The organism is Aquimarina longa SW024 (assembly GCF_001401755.1).
Classification (GTDB): domain Bacteria; phylum Bacteroidota; class Bacteroidia; order Flavobacteriales; family Flavobacteriaceae; genus Aquimarina; species Aquimarina longa.
Map to the genome: position 1 here is coordinate 47,668 of NZ_KQ474099.1, position 20,095 is coordinate 67,762.

Genomic DNA, 20,095 nt, shown 5'->3' on the forward strand with positions numbered 1-20,095 from the left:
TTTCGACATAAAATGGAACAATTAGACCATACGGATATTACTATCCTTAGAATTTTACAAGAAGATTCAAAAAAAACAGCTAAAGAAATTGCCAAAACACTTAACCTTACTGCTTCTCCTGTATATGAGCGGATACGACGATTAGAGAAACAGGGGTATATCAAAAAGTATGTTGCTATATTGGACAAGAAATTGATCAATCGTTCAATGACTACAATATGTCAGGTTTCTATGCGATATCACAATGAAGCTTTTATAGAAAAGTTTGAAAATCAGGTTCAGAATTTAAGAGAGGTTCAGGAATGTTACCATATGGCAGGGCAGGTAGATTTTATTTTAAAAATTCATACAAAAAGCCTTGAAGAGTATCATGATTTTGTAAAAACAAAACTTTCTAAGATTGAAAACATAGGAGTGTTAAATAGTACTTTTGTACTTAAAGAGATCAAACATACATCTGAGTTTTATATCTAACCTGAGTCTTACTATAAGTATTGCTTAAAGTTGCTATATATAATACGATTTTTAACTATCTTTTTTACTAAAAACATGAGTTATAGTATGTATAACTTTACCCCATCTGGTCCGCTCTATTTCTCCATTTCTGATCTGTTGCCGTTTCATTTTTTTGGCTTTAATTGCCTCTAAGCGTTTTCTTTGATAAAACTTCTTATTATTAGTATTTCTAAACTCTTTGATCCGTTTTGCCTCTAATTCTTCGGGAGTGTAAGGGTAAGGTTTTTTTGCATCACAAACGGTTGTTATCGCAATATCTCCCATAAGATCATAATCTTCTTCGGTCAATGTTATATCATATATTGATTTACCTGACACCTTTACTTCTATATCTTTATACCCTATATAACTAATTGTTAAAACAGCATTTTGCTTTACTTTTAGCTTAAAAACTCCATCAAAATCTGTCTGAGTACCAGTACTTGTTCCTTTTATAAGAATAGTCACCCCAGGAAGAAGATCTCCATTTTCATCCACTATAGTACCTGAAATTGTACGTTCTTCTAAGATTGAAGTCGCTACTTTTCCTTTTACTTGGTTTACATGATTAGGAATAACACTTGTATGCGTTGCAATCTGCGGTCTTTCTTGTCCATTAGTTGTATTGGAACTCAATGCTAGAAATGCGAATATCCCTGATGCAGCATATGATAAATAACTATTCTTATCTTTTCGGGTATAGGATAGTTCTCTTCCTAATTGTAAACTTGAAAAGCGTCCGCAAATATTTCCTTCTTTCTCAAATATTTTTATAATTTGTTCATCTGTTTTGTCCGTAAAATCGTGTACCGTTTTTGCACACACCTCACAGTGCTTTCCTTTTTCTATTGATGTCATTACATTCCAGTCTTCATGACAGGGTTTTGGGATATTGACTACTATTGCTTTTCTCATACTCTAAAAGTCTACAAAAACATATCGCAACAAAAGCTATATTTAGTGAAGTATTCGTTTGGATGAGTAAACGATATCTAAAAATAAGTATTCATTGATAGAACAATTATATTATCATTTGATCTCTGATAAATATTTTTTAAACCACAGTCCTGATTTTTTAATCTGGCGCTGTAATGTTTTTCTATCAAAACGTACAATACCAAACTTAGGAATATATCCTTCTGCCCATTCAAAATTATCTACCAATGTCCATAGGAGAACTCCCTTTAGATTAATTCCTTTATGCGATACTGTTTCTGTGATTTTAATTATTTTTTGGTAATAGTTGATTCGTTCCTGATCATCTTCATCTGCTGCTAGTGCCATACCGCATTCCGAAAGCCATAAGGGTTTATTAGAGTCATATTTTGCAAATCTTTCTAAAAAATATTGAGCTCCTTCTGGATAGGTTTCCCATCCCATTACTGAGGGAGTCACGTTTCTATTTTGAGATTTTATTTGTATCGCACCAAGATAAGGGATATACCAAGCTGCTTTAACCACCTCTCTAGTATACGTTTGTATTCCTATAAAATCAAAATCTGTCTTTAATGCTTCTAGATCTCCTTCTTTATAGTATTTTGAGATACGCTTTAAAAATGGCAAATCTCCATCAGGATACCCTAATCCCAAGTGAGGTTCTATAAATAATCGATTCATTAACGCATCAATTTTATTCGCTGCCACACGATCTCTTATCGTATTTCCATAGGGTTCTATTTTTGTGCAACTCACTGCGGTACCTACCTGAAGTCCTGATTTTTCTTTTAACACTGTAAACCCTTTTGCTTGTGCTAATAAAAGGTGATGTGTACTGGAGATAAAATTACGAATCCCTCTTTTTCCAGGAGCATGAACACCTAAGAAATATCCTCCTCCGATGCAAACAATCCCTTCATTAATTAAGATCCAATGTGTTACCCGATCTGCAAAATGATCTCTAAGAATTGCTACATATACCGCATACCAATTAACAATTTCTCTGTTGGTCCACCCTCCCTTATCTTGTAGTTTCTGAGGTAGATCCCAGTGATATGCTGTTATCCAGGGTTCTATTCCTACTTGTATGCAATAATCAATTACTTGGTTATAGAATTTAATGCCTTGGGGATTAATTTCTCCTATACCTTCGGGAAGTATTCTTGACCAAGATATAGAGAATCGAAATATTTGTAACCCGATATCAACTGCCAAGTCAATATCTTCTTTAAACTTATGATAGAAATCTGTAGCTATTTTAGCATTAGAACCATCCTTAATTTTATATGATTTTTCTGTAAATGTGTCCCATATAGAAGCTCCTCTACCATCTATATCATATGCTCCTTCTGTCTGAGCTGCTGCAATAGTAACCCCCCATTTAAGGCGCTTAATCTTAGTCATTATATGTCATAAATGAGGCAAGAAACAACAGGGGTTCTTAGTGTTTAAATAATCCTTTTTTTAAGAATGGATATAATATAAAAAATACCACTTGCTGACATAGGCAAACTAGTTTATGAAGTATTTGTTTTAAATAGATCAGTAACATCTTAGTTATTTTATGTATCTAAAGATACTACATCATTTATGGTATCACTTTATGATACTATTATCTTAATGTTAAGATCATTTTTTATGAGTTTGCATACTAAACCTATCATGATTTATGTATTTTTGAATGGCAATCCCAATTCGAATAGTTTTTATACATTATATATATGTCAATTGTAGTATCTAATATTTCTAAATTTTATAATCAACAAAAAGCACTTAATGCTATTTCTTTCGAAATAAAACAAGGCGAAATTGTTGGTTTTTTAGGACCTAATGGAGCAGGAAAATCAACTATGATGAAAATCCTAACTACCTATTTAGATTCATCAGAAGGTACTGCTATAGTTAATGGTTTTAACATACAGCATCAACCTATTGATGTACAAAAAAGTATTGGGTACCTCCCTGAGCATAATCCTTTATATCTAGAGATGTATGTACGAGAGTATCTCATATTTAATGCACGTGTCTATAAAACTCCAAAATCCAGAATCGAAGAGGTTATACAGTTAACAGGATTAACTCCTGAGGCTAATAAAAAAATTAGCCAACTCTCTAAAGGATATCGCCAAAGAGTTGGGCTAGCATGTGCTTTATTACACAATCCTCAAGTTCTTATATTAGATGAACCTACCACTGGTTTAGACCCTAATCAATTGGTTGAAATCAGGGAGCTTATCAAATCTATTGGTAAAGAAAAAACAGTTTTTCTATCTACTCATATTATGCAAGAGGTTGAAGCGATGTGCGATCGAGTTATTATTATTAATAATGGAGAAATTGTTGCTGATACTTATCTTAATGAAATAGCTGATAAAAGCGAACAGATCATTGAAGTAGAGTTTGATTATCGTATAGAAGAAGCTTTTTTAGTAAAATTACCCAATGTTAGAGATGTAAAAAACATACATGGATTCGTATACCAAATTACTTTTGATACTACAACAGATATGCGTCCTATTATATTTGATTTTGCACACGATAATGGCTTAAAAATATTACAATTGTCTAGAAAAAATAAAAATCTAGAGAGTTTATTTAGAGAATTGACTACCAAAAATGATGAATTCTAATTATACCATAAAACAAAGAATTTTATTTATTCTGAAATATTAATTTTCCTGTAAAAAAGGCTTCTATCGCTACAACTGGCGGTGTATTGACTGAAATGACATCTCCTGTACTTCGTATTTCTCCTTTAATGGATTGCTGAGGATTTACTATAATTTTATTAGTTCCTCTATGAAAGATATTTACATTTTGAGCAATCAAATCTGCTCCTTCGAATCTTCCTGTACCAGAAGCAAAGTTAACATTTAGTGATTCTGTAATGCCTTCTATAAAAAATGAAGCGATATTATTGCCAACCGTCGAAACAGCTTTATTATTTACTGTTATATGAAAAGTCCCTGTAGTACTCCCTCCTGTATCTTCAGTAAAATCTTCGGATATTAGGGCTAATGAATCATAAGTTAATATGCCATCTGATGAAATATCGAACTGTGTACCACTTCTTATTTCTGTTATATTTGGCGCTGTAATAAAAACCTTGGTTTGATTAAGGCTTCTAAAAAAACCACAATCATTAGTATTACTAAGTATAAGTCGATTATCCGTAACCTTTGCGGTAACCTCATTCATAAGATTACTACCTGTTTCTATAGTTACTGATGTATGTTCTCCTTCTTTTAGAACGACTTCTATATTAGGGTTTACTAATATTCGTGTAAAATCAGAAACTGTAATTTCTTTTCGTACTATAGTACCTGTTCTTTGAAAGCAATCTGAAGCATTTTCAGAATCACAGCCAAATAAAAACAATACTCCTACTATTATTATATATCGTATCATTATATGCTATTTATATTTTATTTTTTTACAAAATAGTTTTCAATCAACATTCTAAAAATAACCTACTAGATATACCTCAGAAAACCCTCTTCTATGAGAAATCAGAATCTATATCCTACAGAAAACTCCATTGCTTCTGCCTTGGCTGCATGAGACCTGACTGTTAATGAACCAAAAATATTCTTAGTTATATAATACTGTGCTCCTGCTCTAAGGTATAGTTGCCCTTCAAAATCATAAGGATAGTATACATAATATCCTAATTGCGTTAGCACCGAAATTCTATTGACTCTTAACTCGTGTCCAAAAAACACACCTACTCTTTTAGAATCCTCATCTCCTGTTGTCCCATCATTAAACTTCCCCGTAGCTCTAAAATCTATATATCGCTCTAATGCTTTAGATAAAAACAACTCTCCTCCTAATTGAAGAGCACTTTTTTTATTCAATCGCTTATCTGCAAAAGCGGCAAATGTATAAAATGGAAATCGCCCTGACCCTACGACATCACTTTCGTTAACTCCACTTCTAAAAATAAATCCATATCCAATAGGTTCCCCTCCTTTGTGAGCATTTTTTTCTTTTGTTATATACTCTGGATTTTCCTGATCCAATGCATAGGTGATTCCTGCGTTCAGAAACAATGTGTTTGTACTTTTATTAGGGGCTTTTGAGTTTCCATTAGAATAGTGTACAACTCCTAAGCCTGCTTGCAAACCTAGTCCTTTAAAAATATTATCTTTTTTTAGATTTAGTAATGCATACGTAGCACTTGATAGGTGAGTTCCATGTGCCACATTTCTATAATTAGTATCTTGGTCATAAGGATTATTACTATATCCAATTCCTTGACCTATTCTAAATTGCAAATACCGTTTTAGAAAATAAAAATTATAATGAACAAACAATCCCATGTGCTCTCCTAGAACGTCATTATCCATATCCTGATACATAAACGAAACTCCATAATCAGGAGAATTATATAATCGCTCCCATGTTTCTTTTCCGAATGTTTTTCTCTGAAAAGAAAGAATCACACCCGATGGATGCCCTGTTATTAAATGAGAAATATCAGGGTTATGTTTTAGGATAGTTCCATAAAAATTGGTAACATCCAAAGTATACTTTGCTTTAGATTCTACCTGAGCATAAATGCTACAATGAACAATACATAGTACTAAACAGATCCGTTTTATCATTCGGCAAAAGTAGTAATTATAATACAACTACAACTAATTTTTGATCTCTGTAAAAAACACAAAAACATAGGCTATAAATAAACCAAATCCATAATTTTAAACAAAAGAATCAAATTCTTTTTTAATTCGGATTGTTATTCTTGCTAAAGCAGAAATCCATAGTGTGTTAATGAATTCCGCATCAAGTGCGGAATGATAAATCTTTCTAAAAAATGTATAAAAGCTAAAGTAACTACAATGAAATTGTAGGGTTTTTAATCTTTAATTTGAAAATAAAACTATTTCTTAGCACTCCGTGATTGTTGCATGGCACTTCGAGATTATTGCGTGGCATTTCGAAGTTTTTACACAGCATTCCGAAACGTGTAATAACAAAAAACAAGTCTCTATAGCTTATGCTCCCTTAATATTTTTCATATTCGAATGTAACTTTTATATCGTTAAAATCTCTTGATGGATAAAAGTCTGGATATCTTTCTTGGCTATCACATTTAGCTACACCACTATGCTCAATAGTATTTAACAGCCCTGTTTTTTTATCTAAAACATGATTGTATTTAATATTCTCAAATTGGGGGTTTTCCAATACATAATCATAGTCAATAGAAATAGATCTAAGGTTATTTTTATTTTGCCCACCCAGTTTATCATAAGTAAACATATAATACAATGGAGTAAACTTAAAAATTGGAGATTCGTATTTAATATCAGATAGTTCTATTCTAGGGTTAGAATCATATTCATAATTACTTGTATGGCGATGGCTTAATATTGGTAACAAAGTAGTAGATTTTACTATATTACCATCTTTATATAATAAATCTATAGACGCATCCAACTTTTTGTTATAAAATTTTTCAATTTTATTTAATCTACCACCATCATAAAAATAGTGTAGAGAATCAGAACTTGTACTCACTCGCCCACTTGAAAATTTAGAAACGCGTAAGTTACTAATATAATCAACTTTACCTTCTTTTACATATATCTTATGCGATTCTGTCAAATCAACATTAGAGATATTTTCTTCTATAAGGTTTAACTCTATTAATGATTCTTTCGGATATGAGACTTTATATATGTAACCTCCAATTTGTATTGTATCAATTTTTCCATTATCACTATATCCAAATGACAAATCACTACTATAATATGGTTGTTTAGAAGCATGGTTAAGGTCTATTTTTGATAATCGATATTTTAGATTCTCTTCCTCTTTTTCGTTTTCTAAAACACTGCTTGAATCATCCTTAGAACACGCTAAAAATAAAATGGAGAATAAAATGACGGTAGTAAAAAAATAGTATTTCATTTTGGATAGGGGTTTTTAAATTATTAAAAATAAAGTTCAAATTAAGGTAAAAAAACTCAAAGCATGTGACATTTTCTGGCTAAACTCTGATGTCATTGAATTTTAGTTTTATTATAGAAGTTTTACTTTTTGAAACAAAATTTATTTAAATCTGATAGTGTCATGGAACCTGCATAGCGCTTAATTTCTTTTCCATTATCTATAAGTAAAAAATGAGGCAACCCCTTAACATTGATTTTTTTTAATGTTTCCATATTTAAGTCTGCATTAACTTTTATGACTTTTATAATTTCTGAATTCTTAGAAAATTCGTCTATTATTGGATTCATCATAATACAAGGACCACACCATTCTGCCCAAAAATCAATCAAGACTAGTTGATCAACTTTTAATTGATCTTCAATATTTTTATTATTCCCAATGATACGTTTTAAATTTTTATTTTTTGAGAATTGTTTATGAATGACTCTAAATGGAAGTGTCAACCCTGCTAGAATCGTGGAGCTAAAAAAAACAATTAAGGCTAATAAAAATTAAGTATTGTGATTATGTTTTTCTTTTCTTTATACTCTTTTTCTGCTGAATTCTGAAAGTCAATTATTTTATTTCTAAATTTCATAATCATAATTTAATCTATCTTAACTACCTAAAAAAGGTCGTTATAGGATTATAAACAAATATATTTAAGCCTGACGACGTAAGAAAATCTCGTCAATTCGATCTGATACTTCGACACAGCTCTGTACAGGCTAGAAGATCGTATCGAGAATAGCTTTTTTAAATAGTTTAACTTAGGTTTTAAGCCTTTTATAAGTACTTTATAGCTTTGTTTTGCATTATTAAAACCCGAAGTTAAGAATGCTTGGATACGCTTTATTTTTACTGGTTTTAGAAGTTTGTTTTTTTCTTGATCTTTTTTTTAAGAGATAAATTTTAATGGTGTTATAGCATCATTACTGGCTTCTAATTCTACAAAATTAAAATAATCATCAATTCTAAATATGTTATCAGCTATATGATACATTTTATATTGAAAATCGAACTTTAGAAAAACACCTCCTTGATGCAAGGTTAAAAAATTGCAGAAGCTATCTTCTGAATATTATCTGATTTACCCATCGAATAATAATGCAATACAGGAACTCCATATTCCATTAATTCTTTAGACTGTTGTATCGCAAATTCTATCCCTACTTCTCTAACCTCTTTATTAGTCTTACAGTTTTCTACTGCTCTTACCAATTCATCTGGCATATCTAGTTTAAAAACCTGTGGTAATAATTGCAAGTGTCGTTTTACTGCTACAGGCTTTATTCCTGGAATAATAGGTACATCAATCCCCGCTGCTCTGGCTTTTTCTACAAATGCAAAATACTTTTTATTATCAAAAAACATCTGAGTTACTACATAATCTGCTCCTGCATCTACTTTATCTTTTAATCGTCGGATATCAGAATCCATTGAAGGTGCTTCGAGGTGTTTTTCTGGATATGCCGCTACTCCAATACAGAAATCTGATTTATTATCGGTTTCAACTACTTCATGAAGAAACTGTCCATCATTCATATTCGTAATTTGTTGTACTAACTCATTAGCATACTTATTTCCTCCTTTTGCTGGTGTAAAGTATTTTTCTTCTTTCATGGCATCTCCTCTCAGCGCCATTACATTATCAATACCTAAATAATGACAATCAACTAGCAAATATTCTGTCTCTTCTTTAGTAAAACCTCCACAAAGTACGTGTGGAATTGCATCTACAGTATATTTATGCGTTATAGAAGCACAAATCCCAACAGTACCTGGTCGCATACGTGTTAGTTTTTTGTCTAATAACCCATCTTTATCGATATATATAAATTCTTCTCTAGAGGTTGTTACATCAATAAATGGAGGATTAAACTCCATCAATGGATCTATATTATTATAAAGCTCTTGAATACTTCTTCCTTTTTGTGGCGGAATCAACTCGAAAGAGAATAATGTTTTTCCTTTTGCTTTTTTTATATGGTCTGTTACTTTCATTATACTTTATACTTCTTAATTGGTATTTTATCAATAGGCTTTTTAGACAATCTTATTTTTTTACTTTAATCGACTATGTATCATATTAATTTGCCCTAGATGATACACATCGTGTTGCAATACTCCTTGTATCATATACTCATTTATATAGGATGCACCGCTAACTTGTTCTTGTAACCATGAGTCTGGTTTTTCTGCTAATAATGCACAGATTACATTTTGAGTCTCTACTAACTCATTAATGACTTTTTCCTTTTCTTTTTCTGTATATAGTATCACGATATTCTTCCTCCAATCTTGTTCACTATTCAATTCGATGGTAAATGCTCTGTTGTTTTTTATTTTTTCAATAACAAATCTCCTCCAATCAATACTATGATACACTAATGCTGCGATGGTGTGTGATCCTTTTTCTAGTTTTTTATTCCAAAACTTTACAGGAATCTGCTTCAATGACTTTATAATAGAGGTTCCAAACCAAGGTTCTCCATCAAATACTTCTTCAAGCTTTATTATACTTTCTTCTATATTCGTTTTCATATCACTTCTTAATTTAACAATATCAGAACAAGCTCATAAGAGATTAAAATCACCAATAGATCATATTAAGTTTGCATAATTCGGGTTTAATCATCACTTATATTAGGACTCAGCCATTTTTTAGCGTATTCGAAATCTATATTTTTACGTTCTGCAAAATCTTTTACCTGATCTTCTTTTATTTTTCCTAATCCAAAATATCTCGCTTCTGGGTTTGCAAAATAATATCCTGATACTGATGCTGCTGGCCACATTGCTAGACTATCTGTTAATGCTACTCCTATCCGCTCATTAACCTGCAATAATTTCCATATGGTCTTTTTTTCGAGATGATCTGGGCAAGCAGGATATCCTGGAGCAGGGCGAATCCCTGTATAATCTTCTTTGATCAACTCTTCATTACTCAATTCTTCATTAGTAGCATATCCCCAATCTTCTGTACGTACTTTTTTATGTAAGTATTCTGCAAATGCTTCTGCTAAACGATCTGCTAATGCTTTAATCATTATTGAGTTATAATCATCATGATCTGCTTCATAGGCTTCTGCTAATTCTTTGGTTCCAAAACCTGTGGTTACACAAAAACAACCTATATAGTCCTGGGTCTCTGTTCCTTTTGGTGCTATAAAATCTGATAGTGCAAAATTAGGTTTCCCTGCGTGCTTTTTTAATTGCTGCCGCAGTGTCCTGAATGTAAAATCACCTTGATCTGTAGATACCTCAATGTCATCATCGTTTATCGTATTTGCTTCAAATACTCCATACACTGCTTTGGCTCCTAATAGTTTTTCATCAAATACTTTTTGTAATAGCTCTTGCGCATCCTTAAACAATGAGGTCGCTTCTTTACCCACTACAGTATCGGTTAGAATTGCTGGATACTTACCATGTAACTCCCATGATCTAAAAAATGGTGTCCAATCGATATAGGGTTCTAATTTCTTTATATCAAATTCTTCTAGTACCTGAATCCCTAATTGGTTTGGCTTTTTAATTTCTGAAGCAGACCAATCAATTGTATATTTATTTTTTCTGGCATCTTCTATGCTTAAATATGCTTTCTGTTTCGTTCTTTTTAGAAATCCTTCTCTAAATTTTTCATAATTTTCTTTAAGATCTCCTACATATTTTTGGTTACTTCTTTTATTTAAAAGATCTCCAACAACGGTTACTGCTCTAGATGCATCATTGACATGTACTACTGCATTTTTATACTGTGGATCTATTTTTACTGCAGTATGTGCTTTAGAGGTTGTTGCTCCTCCTATTAATAATGGAATATTAAAGTTCTTACGTTCCATTTCTTTAGCCAGATATACCATTTCGTCTAGTGATGGAGTGATTAAACCGCTTAGCCCAATAATATCTACTTGCTCGTCGATGGCTGTTTGGATAATTTTTTCTGGTGGTACCATGACTCCTAGGTCTACAATCTCATAGTTGTTACATCCTAATACTACCGAAACAATATTTTTTCCGATATCATGCACATCTCCTTTTACAGTTGCCATGAGAATACGCCCATTTGTTCCATTCCCTTCAACTGATTTGGGGTTTTTCCTCTTTTCTTCTTCTATATACGGCAATAAATAGGCTACTGCTTTTTTCATTACTCTGGCTGACTTTACTACTTGTGGTAAGAACATTTTACCTGACCCAAATAAATCTCCTACGACGTTCATCCCTACCATAAGATTTCCTTCGATAACTTCAATAGGCTTGTCGGCTTTTTGTCTTGCTTCCTCTACATCTTCTATGATATATTGATCGATTCCTTTTACCAGAGCTCTTGTGATTCTATCTTGTAAGGGTTCTTCTCGCCATGATAGATCAACAACTCGTTCTTTATTAGTTCCTTTTACTGATTCTGCAAAGTTTAATAGTCTCTCAGTAGCATCATCTCTTCGGTCTAAAATAACATCTTCTACATGTTCTAAAAGATCTTTAGGGATATCATCATATACTTCTAGCATTGCTGGGTTTACAATACCCATATTCATCCCTGCTTTTATGGCATGATATAAAAAAACAGAATGCATTGCTTCTCTAACTGCATTATTTCCTCTAAAGGAAAACGATACATTACTGACTCCTCCACTGACACTACAATCGGGTAAATTTCCTCTTACCCAACGGGTTGCTTCTATAAAATCAATAGCGTTCTTACGGTGCTCGTCCATCCCTGTGGCTACAGGGAAAATATTGAGGTCAAAAATGATATCTTCGGGTGGAAATTTTACCTGATTAACTAATACATCGTAAGAACGTTTGGAGATTTCTATCCTACGGTCATAGTTGTCTGCTTGTCCGACCTCATCAAAAGCCATTACAATTACTGCGGCTCCGTATCTTTTTATTTTTTTGGCATGTGCTATAAATTCTGCTTCTCCTTCTTTAAGACTTATAGAATTTACGACACATTTTCCTTGTACTACTTGTAATCCTGCCTCGATAATATCCCACTTAGAACTATCGATCATAATAGGCACTCTGGCGATATCAGGTTCTGCCATAATAAGATTCAGAAATCGTACCATTGCTTCTTTACCATCAATCAAACCGTCATCCATATTAATATCGATAACCTGTGCTCCTCCTTCTACCTGATGTCTTGCGATATCTAAGGCTTCATCGAATTTCTCTTCTTTTACTAATCGCAAAAACTTACGTGACCCTGCGACATTAGTACGTTCTCCTACGTTAATAAAATTCGTTTCTGCTGAAACGATCATAGGCTCCAGACCAGAGAGTTTTAGATATTTTCTCGCCTCCAAAGGGAGAACCTTACTATTCACTCGTGGATTGTTTTCTTTAGTACTCATCAATTTTAAGATCTTATCTAGTTGTGAATTATTAGTTATATGCCTGAGTGAGCGTTTCCCCTTTGGGGGTTAGGGGGCTTCGTGGTTTATATTGTTTTGCTAGATCTGCTATTGCTTTGATATGTTCTGGGGTAGTCCCACAACAACCTCCTATAATATTCACCAAACTTTTATCCATATATTCTTTAATCTGCTCTGCCATTTGCTCTGGTGTTTCATCATATTCTCCAAAGGCATTTGGTAACCCTGCATTAGGGTGTGCGGATATTCCAAAATTTGCTTTCTGGGCTAGTACTTCTAAGTGTGGTGTTAATTGATTGGCTCCTAATGCACAGTTAAAACCAACTGATAACATTGGGATATGAGATACGGATATCAAAAATGCTTCTGCTGTCTGCCCTGATAAAGTTCTCCCACTAGCATCTGTAATCGTACCGCTAATCATAATTGGTACATCTATATCTCTTTCGTCTTTGACTTCTTCGATAGCAAATAGCGCTGCTTTAGCATTTAGCGTATCAAAAATGGTTTCTACCAATAGGATATCTGCTCCCCCGTCTAATAAGGCTTCTACTTGCTGCTTATAGGCGATTCTTAGTTCATCAAAGGTTATGGCTCTATATCCTGGATCATTAACATCAGGAGACATGCTTGCTGTTCTATTAGTAGGTCCAATAGATCCTGCTACAAAACGAGGTTTATGTGGCTCTTTTGCTGTAAACTCATCTGCTACTTCTTTAGCTATTTTTGCAGATTCGTAATTTAGCTCATATACTAGTTCTTCCATCTCATAATCTGCCATAGCTATAGTCGTCCCAGAAAAGGTATTGGTTTCTACAATATCCGCCCCAGCTTCAAAATATAGTCGGTGTACTTCTTTTATGGCTTTGGGTTGCGTAATACTTAGTAAATCATTGTTACCCTGTACAGGAACCGACCATTCTTTAAAACGCTCTCCTCTAAAATCTTCTTCTGTAAATTTATGGCGCTGCAGCATCGTTCCCATAGCTCCATCTAGTACAAGAATCCTTTCTTCTAGTATTTTATATATATCTTTCATTTGACTATCACTTATAGCATTATCGATTTCTTCTTAATAATTAGAAATTCATAAAATAGATATCAAACCTTTATATTAATAAAGGATGAAGTAGGTATCAAGAAAAATAGATGAAAAAATATAGCTAAGCTATGAGTCTTCGTTATCTAGTCTGCTAAGCAGATAGAATGTAGCACCTTCTTTATAAGATAAAGGGTTGCTAAGGTTTCATAGGGTCTATTCCCTCCACCTTTCTTGATAACATATATAATATATTTATGAACTAAAACAGCTTTTGCTGCATATATAAGTGCAAAGAAAAGGTATAGCCTTTTGATTTGCAAGTTTATTAATAAGTTTTACATCCTTAGTACTATTTTAATACTACTAAACTTGCTTTTACTTCTTTTTTTTCAAATGAATTGTTCTGTAACTACATAGAAAGTCTTAATACTATAGAAGGAAATGCAAATCTCGAGAATATCACAACACTAGTTAAAGATGGTAAGACTACATATCAAGGTAGTTTTATGGAGTTTGATTGGTCTGCTACTGGGGTAAGACGTTCATTACCTGTAACTTTTGTAATGAATGTTACCAATAATGGCAATAATTTTAAAGATTTTACATACGAGTTCACTATTAATGCAGAAACAGTAACGGGTACAGGAAAATTTTATAAAAGCATTTATCCCACAATAGATGATAGCTTTAATTTTAATACTAACAAACTTCTATTTCCGAAATTACCTCGTTTATTGAAAGATCATCCTGATAAAGACAAAATCACTTATAGTATCAAAGAATTATTTTTAAAAGAAACAACCATTAATAATAAACCTGCCTTGATAGGACGTGTTAGCAGTCAGGGAGGAGATATTTTAGAATTTAAGGAACAAATACGAGCTCCTTACAGGATGATTCTATACCCACAAGAAACTACTAGTTTGTTAGCAAACGCTACTTCTCCTTTAACAGAGAATAGTGAAAGAATAAGCAAAAACTCCTCTCCTATAGTCCTTGATAAAGATTTTGCAGTCATATCACCCAATCCTATAGGGGATCAATTTAGTATTATCTATACACTAGATCAAACTGCAGATGTGCAAGTTGCTATCTATGACTTTTATGGCAGACAACACATTTATGTTCCTAGCCAAAAGAATACTACTGGAGGTACACAAACTATTACTATCAACAGTGCTACTTTACGTAGTGGTACTTATATAATCCAAATGATCATTAACGGATCTCCTTATAGCAAAACAGTTATTAAATTATAATCAATAAAAACATATAATGAAATCAATATATACATTATTGATAATAGGTGTCTTATGCCTATTGTCAAACACGACAAATGCGCAAGTATATCAATACTCTGATGATGGAAAAAATAAATGTATCGATTGCCAAGAGAAATCTAATGTAGTAAATCCTAATGGTAGTGAGAAACCCAACTTTGATTGTTTTTGTTTTGCTCGTATTGGACTCCAATTATTTAATCTTTATATCCCAAAAGACAATACCCGAGAGATATGGTTACGCAATCAAGAACGATTACTAAAAGAGGCAATAGAAAATCGTCTCCACAAAAATTTTGGCTCTTTTGGAGAAGCTCAACGAGCTTTTTTTAAACGATTTGCTGCTGAGCATGGAGCTAAAAATATATTAACAACAGCAAAAGCCAAACTCAAAACAAAAATCAATAACAACACAAATGGAAGAAAAAGCCAATCAGCAGAAATGGAGACATTAAGAATAGCTCTGGATGGATTGATAAATGGGCCTGTTTATAATTTTGGAGATTTAAAATCAGGGGATCAATATATCCGAAATATGAATAAACAGAGTCTTAATACTAGAATGAAGGATCTAAAATCTTGGAAAACTGGAAACCAAAGATTAGCGCATCGGTTAATAAAAACCGAAAATGGATTAAATAAGTTAGTACATAGAGATGAACTAGAAAATAGAATAATTGACGGCTTCATAAATCACTATAATGGGTTTGATTATGAGAATAAAATTAGGCTAATGACCAAATATCTAGTTTGGCAAAACACAGGAGAGGTGCTAGGTAACGATCCATATACAACAGATATTTTTCCTCCTAACCTATATAGTATTGGTGCTTATGATTACACAAGCGTAGCAGAAAGTATAGCAGAAAATATAGGGGATAGCGGTTCTATTCCTACAATACAAGAATTCACAGGCGAGCAAGCGATTTTAAATCATGCTTTAAAAGGTCAAAATAGCATTATATCTTGGTTAAGCAGCAGAGATCAAATAAACAATAAATTAAAAAAATATTTTAAGAACAACAGCTATTCTCAGGGGTCTATTACTGAAGCGACAAACTTACTTAATGCCACTATTACTGAGCAAACCTTTACATCAAATGATCTTAATTATGGACACTACAGATCATACCCTGCAGATGACCCCATACAAGGATTATTAGATGATATCTATCAAACAAAATATCGCAAAAATGTATTAAGAACCTGGCATATAGCCCCACATATAGTAAATGACTCTGGTATGGCTGCATTTTTTAATTTGGTACAGACTTTACAAAATTCAGGTAATTTACACCCTAATACCGAAGGCTCTATGATAAGACAGGCCTTTAAAGTTATGGAGATAACCCCCGGATGGACGACCTATAGCAATGAAGATTTAGCTAAGATATTCGATTTTTCTTCAAGTTCACTCACTACTAATGATGTGCATTGGGCAACCATAAACTATGCCTTTGATATAGGTAGAGTTTTATTTGATAATGGAATTAAGTCTACAGATTTTATACAAAGTAATCTTGCTCTCGAAGCTGCAAAAGCAATCGCCACAAATGATATGCCGTTGGCAGAACATTATATACGGATATACAACCTTAATAAAGCATTACAACTTAATACTACACAAATAGATTGGTTGATTAGGCATCATGATCAAGTTTTAAAAGTTAATCACTTAATGGAAGAACAACAAGAAAGTGCTAAAGTAAAAACATATATAAAAAGAATTATTAATTCTGCTTTAAAAGGTAGCTTAGTAACAACATCTCCATTTGTTAAATATCCAAAAGATAAAGCAGAACAGTATAAGAAAGGCTATCCAGAGTTTACAAAATTCTTAAAGAATGAACTTCCTAAAATAGCTAATAATAAAAAAATTATTAATGAAATACATGGAATTACCAATGCTCCTATTGATAAAATTAAAGAAGCCTTACAATGGGGAAAAGGTCCAGAAATTCTTATTCTACAATTAGGAGGTGAAGGAAAAAATGAACGATATGGTAGATACCTTGGTCATGTTCTTCCAGAGGAAATAAATAAGCTTCGAATAGATATTGATTTAGTAAATGATATAGAAAATCTAAAAAATAGCACTAAATTTAGAGAAGAATTAGGTTTTTTACTTGCTATAACTATTTTACATGAATATGTTCACTTCGGTGATACTAATTATGGGTTTAATTTTTGGAGCGATGCTTTTTTTGAAGATAGATTAGAGGAAAGTGAAGCTGGTATTCTTTTTGAAAAAGCAGTATTTGGAGAAACCGTTTGGCGATCAAATGTTGGAATAATTATGAGAAATTTTGGAAACTGGTAATATGAAAAAAGTTATTGTATTTTTAGTTGTAATAACACTTATTACAATCAATTGCAAAGGGCAAGAAAACAATTGTACTAATATAGGATTATATACTATTCTTTTTGAAGAAATGAAGTTGTATGAACGCAAAGCAGTTGAAATTGAAATTGGTTTTCACCCTGAACCATCGCATATTGAAATAATTAGCAAATTAAATATTTTTAATCAGAATGAGCTAAAACCATTTAATAATCAAACTAAGAATATCGATTATACATCGTGTGCTAAGTTAAAAGAAGAACTTCAATCGATATTGAGTAATGAAATAGTAAAAGAAGATGGTAGTTATATAAAGCATTTTTTTTCACAAATAATTTCTCTTTCAAATTCTAAAAAATGTATTTTAAATAAAACTGCTATCAAAAACAAGAATTATGAAGGTGGTAAAATTATTGGTCATGAAATCATTTACATTTTCAACCTTATTGATGGAAAATGGGTTCTAATAGACAAAAAAAGTATCGGAATGAGTTAAATCACTTAACAATATTATGTTCACATAAATAATAAGGATAACAGCCAAGCTCATTAATTGAGCTTGGCTGTTATCCTTATTAAGATGAATAAAAAAGAGACTATTAATACTGCTAATTTTGACTACCCACTATAAAAACATACTTTCAAAAAAAACAAAAATGTCATTACTGATTTACTTCTGTGGCAGACTCATTACTATTCCTTCTTCGTTTTTTAGTATTTATAAATAACGATCAACAAGGCATCAATTTTGCCTGAGAAGCATTAAGTGTATTGATTAATGGAGGTAAGGTTGATTTTGATGATGAGGTGATATTAGATAGTAGTTTTGTAAATAGTAAAGGGAAATGTGTTTTTGATTACATAAAACAAACTAGTGGTTCATTATTTAGAAATACTATTCGTAATTTTATTGATAATAAAGAATATGATTTGAAAATGATTGTTGAACCTTTAAATGATGCTAATGAACTTTCAACTGCTATCACTAGTGACGATCAGATAAATCAAGGTATAATAAAAATTAAATTTAATTCTAAAATTGTTAATACAATTAATCCTCTAGAATGGGCAGCTACTATTCTACATGAAGGAATCCATGCTGAAATATATAGATTTGTCCATAAAAATGATCCTACGGTTAAGCCTACGGAAAGAGCGAGAATTATTCAACTATATTTATTTTATAAAAATATTGGAGTAAATGATGGAGTTATAGATACGTATGTTCAACATAATCACATAAGTCAAAAATATGTAATTCCTATAGCTAAAGCATTAAGAGAGCTGGGCAAAAATCAATATCCTTTAGATGATTATATGTATTTTCCTTGGGAAGATTTATTAGGTGATGAAATCGCTAAAGAACTTAAACCTTCAAAAAAGCAATTATCAATTTGGTTAAACAAATCTATTAAAATTCGCGATAAAAATAACATCCCATGCAATTAATTAAAGTTATAAGTTTATGTTTGATTTTATTATCCTGTAAGGAAAATAAGAAAATAGAACAACTGGATACATCTTTTGAAAATGATAAATACGACATTATTTCACAGCTTATAAATAATGTTATCCCAAGTTCTCCACCCCCGCCTCCGCCTCCAGATTTTGATTTAAAAAAAATGGATACTATTTATTACAAAAAATATATGGATTCTTTAAAGAATATAGAAATTAATATTGCATTATCTAATGAGTTTTTAATTATTGATAAAGTCTCTGGAAATTTACCTGAACACCTTGACAGTGAATTCATAAACTTATTAAAAAAGCTAGAAAACAGGAGGGATAAAAGTAAAATTCAAAAGGACAGCTTGAATTTAAACAGCAACTATAAAGTTACAATAATAGATGTAGGTTTCTATGAGAATTTAAAAGACCTTTTCAAAGATAATTATTCACGATATATAGCTATATCGACTGTAGTTTTTAACAAATTTGGTAATAAAGCAGTAGTTTGTTTTGGAGAACATACAGGTTCATTGAGTGGGTATTCAGTAATTTATTTTTTAAGTAAAATAAATAGTACATGGAAAATAGTAGGAACAAAAAGATTATCTATTTCTTAATTAGTTAAAACTGACTCCGCAATTGTCTATCGACTTTGCGGAGTCTTTTTTGATATTATTTAAAATGGGAATGTAAGCCTATCTGGTATCGAAAATGAATATGATTTGAAGTTGAATATAGTTCTGATCAAGCGGATGCAAGGACAGATGATAAATTTCTTGATTCAAAAGGGTTGATCGTTATTAGGTTTAATTCTAGAATGATGAATACTCAAAACTCTATACAATGGGCAGCTACTATTCTACATGAAGGAATCCATGCTGAACTATATAAATTTGTTGATCAAGTCCACAATAGAGAAGTCAATCCTAATGATAGAAAAAAACTATTTGATCTTTATAAAAATTATAAAGGATTAAAATCTATGAGTAGTAGAGCACAGCATAATTACATGACTGATAAATATGTTATACCAATAGCAAAAGCTATTAGAGAATTAGACAACAACAAATACCCCTTAGAGTATTATATGGGATTTGGATGGGAGGGTTTAAAAGCTAATGCCCATCCTTCTTTATTAACGAATGATGAATTTAATGAATATCTTCGTTTAAAAAGTATTGTCATAGATAACACCAATTTTAATCCTAACGACTGTAATTAA

18 protein-coding genes and 1 riboswitch are annotated in these 20,095 nt (G+C 31.9%); of the genes, 8 read left to right on the plus strand and 10 right to left on the minus strand.

Annotated elements, in window-relative coordinates; all coding sequences use genetic code 11:
- Positions 1 to 12 precede the first annotated feature (12 nt).
- On the plus strand, positions 13 to 474 hold the full coding sequence (locus tag N456_RS09280; protein WP_062056187.1) for an Lrp/AsnC family transcriptional regulator: 462 nt from the start codon (positions 13 to 15) through the stop codon (positions 472 to 474).
- Positions 475 to 525: 51 nt separating this feature from the next.
- On the opposite strand, the gene N456_RS09285 is transcribed toward N456_RS09280, so the two are convergent.
- Together N456_RS09285 and N456_RS09290 are read right to left on the minus strand one after the other, a co-directional pair.
- Positions 526 to 1,410 carry a carboxypeptidase-like regulatory domain-containing protein gene (locus tag N456_RS09285; protein ID WP_062056189.1) on the minus strand — a complete coding sequence of 295 codons (885 nt, stop codon included), beginning with the start codon at positions 1,408 to 1,410 and terminating at the stop codon, positions 526 to 528.
- A gap of 114 nt (positions 1,411 to 1,524) precedes the next feature.
- The gene (locus tag N456_RS09290; RefSeq protein WP_062056191.1) at positions 1,525 to 2,835 is read right to left on the minus strand and encodes a glycoside hydrolase family 1 protein; all 1,311 of its coding nucleotides are present in this window, start codon (positions 2,833 to 2,835) and stop codon (positions 1,525 to 1,527) included.
- A gap of 317 nt (positions 2,836 to 3,152) precedes the next feature.
- Here N456_RS09290 and gldA point away from each other — a divergent pair, with 317 nt between their 5' ends.
- Entirely contained in the window at positions 3,153 to 4,061 is a 909-nt protein-coding gene (gene gldA / locus N456_RS09295; protein WP_062056193.1) for a gliding motility-associated ABC transporter ATP-binding subunit GldA, read from the plus strand.
- Between the two features lie 22 nt (positions 4,062 to 4,083).
- Here the strand turns inward: gldA and N456_RS09300 are convergent, their stop codons facing one another.
- The 8 genes from N456_RS09300 to N456_RS09335 all read right to left on the minus strand — a co-directional run bounded on the left by N456_RS09300 (position 4,084) and on the right by N456_RS09335 (position 13,797).
- On the minus strand, positions 4,084 to 4,839 hold the full coding sequence (locus tag N456_RS09300) for a head GIN domain-containing protein (protein WP_062056195.1): 756 nt from the start codon (positions 4,837 to 4,839) through the stop codon (positions 4,084 to 4,086).
- A gap of 101 nt (positions 4,840 to 4,940) precedes the next feature.
- Entirely contained in the window at positions 4,941 to 6,038 is a 1,098-nt protein-coding gene (locus N456_RS09305; protein ID WP_062056197.1) for an acyloxyacyl hydrolase, read from the minus strand.
- A 403-nt stretch (positions 6,039 to 6,441) separates the two neighbouring features.
- On the minus strand, positions 6,442 to 7,350 hold the full coding sequence (locus N456_RS09310) for a hypothetical protein (RefSeq protein WP_062056199.1): 909 nt from the start codon (positions 7,348 to 7,350) through the stop codon (positions 6,442 to 6,444).
- Between the two features lie 122 nt (positions 7,351 to 7,472).
- Entirely contained in the window at positions 7,473 to 7,835 is a 363-nt protein-coding gene (locus N456_RS09315; protein WP_062056201.1) for a thioredoxin family protein, read from the minus strand.
- Positions 7,836 to 8,421: 586 nt separating this feature from the next.
- The gene (gene metF / locus N456_RS09320) at positions 8,422 to 9,375 is read right to left on the minus strand and encodes a methylenetetrahydrofolate reductase [NAD(P)H] (RefSeq protein WP_062056203.1); all 954 of its coding nucleotides are present in this window, start codon (positions 9,373 to 9,375) and stop codon (positions 8,422 to 8,424) included.
- Between the two features lie 60 nt (positions 9,376 to 9,435).
- Positions 9,436 to 9,915: a DinB family protein gene (locus N456_RS09325; RefSeq protein WP_062056205.1), complete on the minus strand. Its 480-nt coding sequence runs from the start codon at positions 9,913 to 9,915 to the stop codon at positions 9,436 to 9,438.
- A gap of 86 nt (positions 9,916 to 10,001) precedes the next feature.
- The gene (gene metH, locus N456_RS09330; protein ID WP_082422493.1) at positions 10,002 to 12,737 is read right to left on the minus strand and encodes a methionine synthase; all 2,736 of its coding nucleotides are present in this window, start codon (positions 12,735 to 12,737) and stop codon (positions 10,002 to 10,004) included.
- Positions 12,738 to 12,768: 31 nt separating this feature from the next.
- Positions 12,769 to 13,797, minus strand: a complete 1,029-nt coding sequence (locus N456_RS09335) for a homocysteine S-methyltransferase family protein (protein WP_062056207.1) — start codon at positions 13,795 to 13,797, stop codon at positions 12,769 to 12,771.
- Between the two features lie 139 nt (positions 13,798 to 13,936).
- Positions 13,937 to 14,041, minus strand: a riboswitch (SAM riboswitch).
- 157 nt (positions 14,042 to 14,198) lie between these two features.
- On the opposite strand from N456_RS09335, the gene N456_RS09340 reads away from it, so the two are divergent.
- The 6 genes from N456_RS09340 (at position 14,199) to N456_RS09365 (ending at position 20,095) form a co-directional block, all read left to right on the plus strand.
- Entirely contained in the window at positions 14,199 to 15,059 is an 861-nt protein-coding gene (locus tag N456_RS09340; RefSeq protein WP_062056209.1) for a T9SS type A sorting domain-containing protein, read from the plus strand.
- A gap of 16 nt (positions 15,060 to 15,075) precedes the next feature.
- Complete coding sequence (locus N456_RS09345) at positions 15,076 to 17,400, plus strand: hypothetical protein (protein WP_082422494.1); 2,325 nt, start codon at positions 15,076 to 15,078, stop codon at positions 17,398 to 17,400.
- A gap of 1 nt (position 17,401) precedes the next feature.
- Positions 17,402 to 17,917 carry a hypothetical protein gene (locus N456_RS09350; protein ID WP_062056213.1) on the plus strand — a complete coding sequence of 172 codons (516 nt, stop codon included), beginning with the start codon at positions 17,402 to 17,404 and terminating at the stop codon, positions 17,915 to 17,917.
- A 275-nt stretch (positions 17,918 to 18,192) separates the two neighbouring features.
- Positions 18,193 to 18,870 (plus strand): hypothetical protein, encoded by a 678-nt coding sequence (locus N456_RS09355; RefSeq protein WP_062056215.1) that lies wholly within the window; start codon positions 18,193 to 18,195, stop codon positions 18,868 to 18,870.
- Positions 18,861 to 19,490 carry a hypothetical protein gene (locus tag N456_RS09360; protein WP_062056217.1) on the plus strand — a complete coding sequence of 210 codons (630 nt, stop codon included), beginning with the start codon at positions 18,861 to 18,863 and terminating at the stop codon, positions 19,488 to 19,490. Before N456_RS09355 ends, N456_RS09360 begins: the two co-directional genes overlap by 10 nt.
- Before the next feature lie 203 nt (positions 19,491 to 19,693).
- The gene (locus N456_RS09365) at positions 19,694 to 20,095 is read left to right on the plus strand and encodes a hypothetical protein (RefSeq protein WP_062056219.1); all 402 of its coding nucleotides are present in this window, start codon (positions 19,694 to 19,696) and stop codon (positions 20,093 to 20,095) included.

Excerpts from the sequence above, each read along its gene's own strand:
- N456_RS09280 (WP_062056187.1), top strand. The coding sequence starts at position 13 with ATGGAACAATTAGACCATACGGATATTACTATCCTTAGAATTTTACAA.
- N456_RS09285 (WP_062056189.1), bottom strand. The coding sequence starts at position 1,410 with ATGAGAAAAGCAATAGTAGTCAATATCCCAAAACCCTGTCATGAAGAC.
- N456_RS09290 (WP_062056191.1), bottom strand. The coding sequence starts at position 2,835 with ATGACTAAGATTAAGCGCCTTAAATGGGGGGTTACTATTGCAGCAGCT.
- gldA (WP_062056193.1), top strand. The coding sequence starts at position 3,153 with ATGTCAATTGTAGTATCTAATATTTCTAAATTTTATAATCAACAAAAA.
- N456_RS09300 (WP_062056195.1), bottom strand. The coding sequence starts at position 4,839 with ATGATACGATATATAATAATAGTAGGAGTATTGTTTTTATTTGGCTGT.
- N456_RS09305 (WP_062056197.1), bottom strand. The coding sequence starts at position 6,038 with ATGATAAAACGGATCTGTTTAGTACTATGTATTGTTCATTGTAGCATT.
- N456_RS09310 (WP_062056199.1), bottom strand. The coding sequence starts at position 7,350 with ATGAAATACTATTTTTTTACTACCGTCATTTTATTCTCCATTTTATTT.
- metF (WP_062056203.1), bottom strand. The coding sequence starts at position 9,375 with ATGAAAGTAACAGACCATATAAAAAAAGCAAAAGGAAAAACATTATTC.
- N456_RS09325 (WP_062056205.1), bottom strand. The coding sequence starts at position 9,915 with ATGAAAACGAATATAGAAGAAAGTATAATAAAGCTTGAAGAAGTATTT.
- metH (WP_082422493.1), bottom strand. The coding sequence starts at position 12,737 with ATGAGTACTAAAGAAAACAATCCACGAGTGAATAGTAAGGTTCTCCCT.
- N456_RS09335 (WP_062056207.1), bottom strand. The coding sequence starts at position 13,797 with ATGAAAGATATATATAAAATACTAGAAGAAAGGATTCTTGTACTAGAT.
- N456_RS09345 (WP_082422494.1), top strand. The coding sequence starts at position 15,076 with ATGAAATCAATATATACATTATTGATAATAGGTGTCTTATGCCTATTG.
- N456_RS09350 (WP_062056213.1), top strand. The coding sequence starts at position 17,402 with ATGAAAAAAGTTATTGTATTTTTAGTTGTAATAACACTTATTACAATC.
- N456_RS09360 (WP_062056217.1), top strand. The coding sequence starts at position 18,861 with ATGCAATTAATTAAAGTTATAAGTTTATGTTTGATTTTATTATCCTGT.
- N456_RS09365 (WP_062056219.1), top strand. The coding sequence starts at position 19,694 with ATGAATACTCAAAACTCTATACAATGGGCAGCTACTATTCTACATGAA.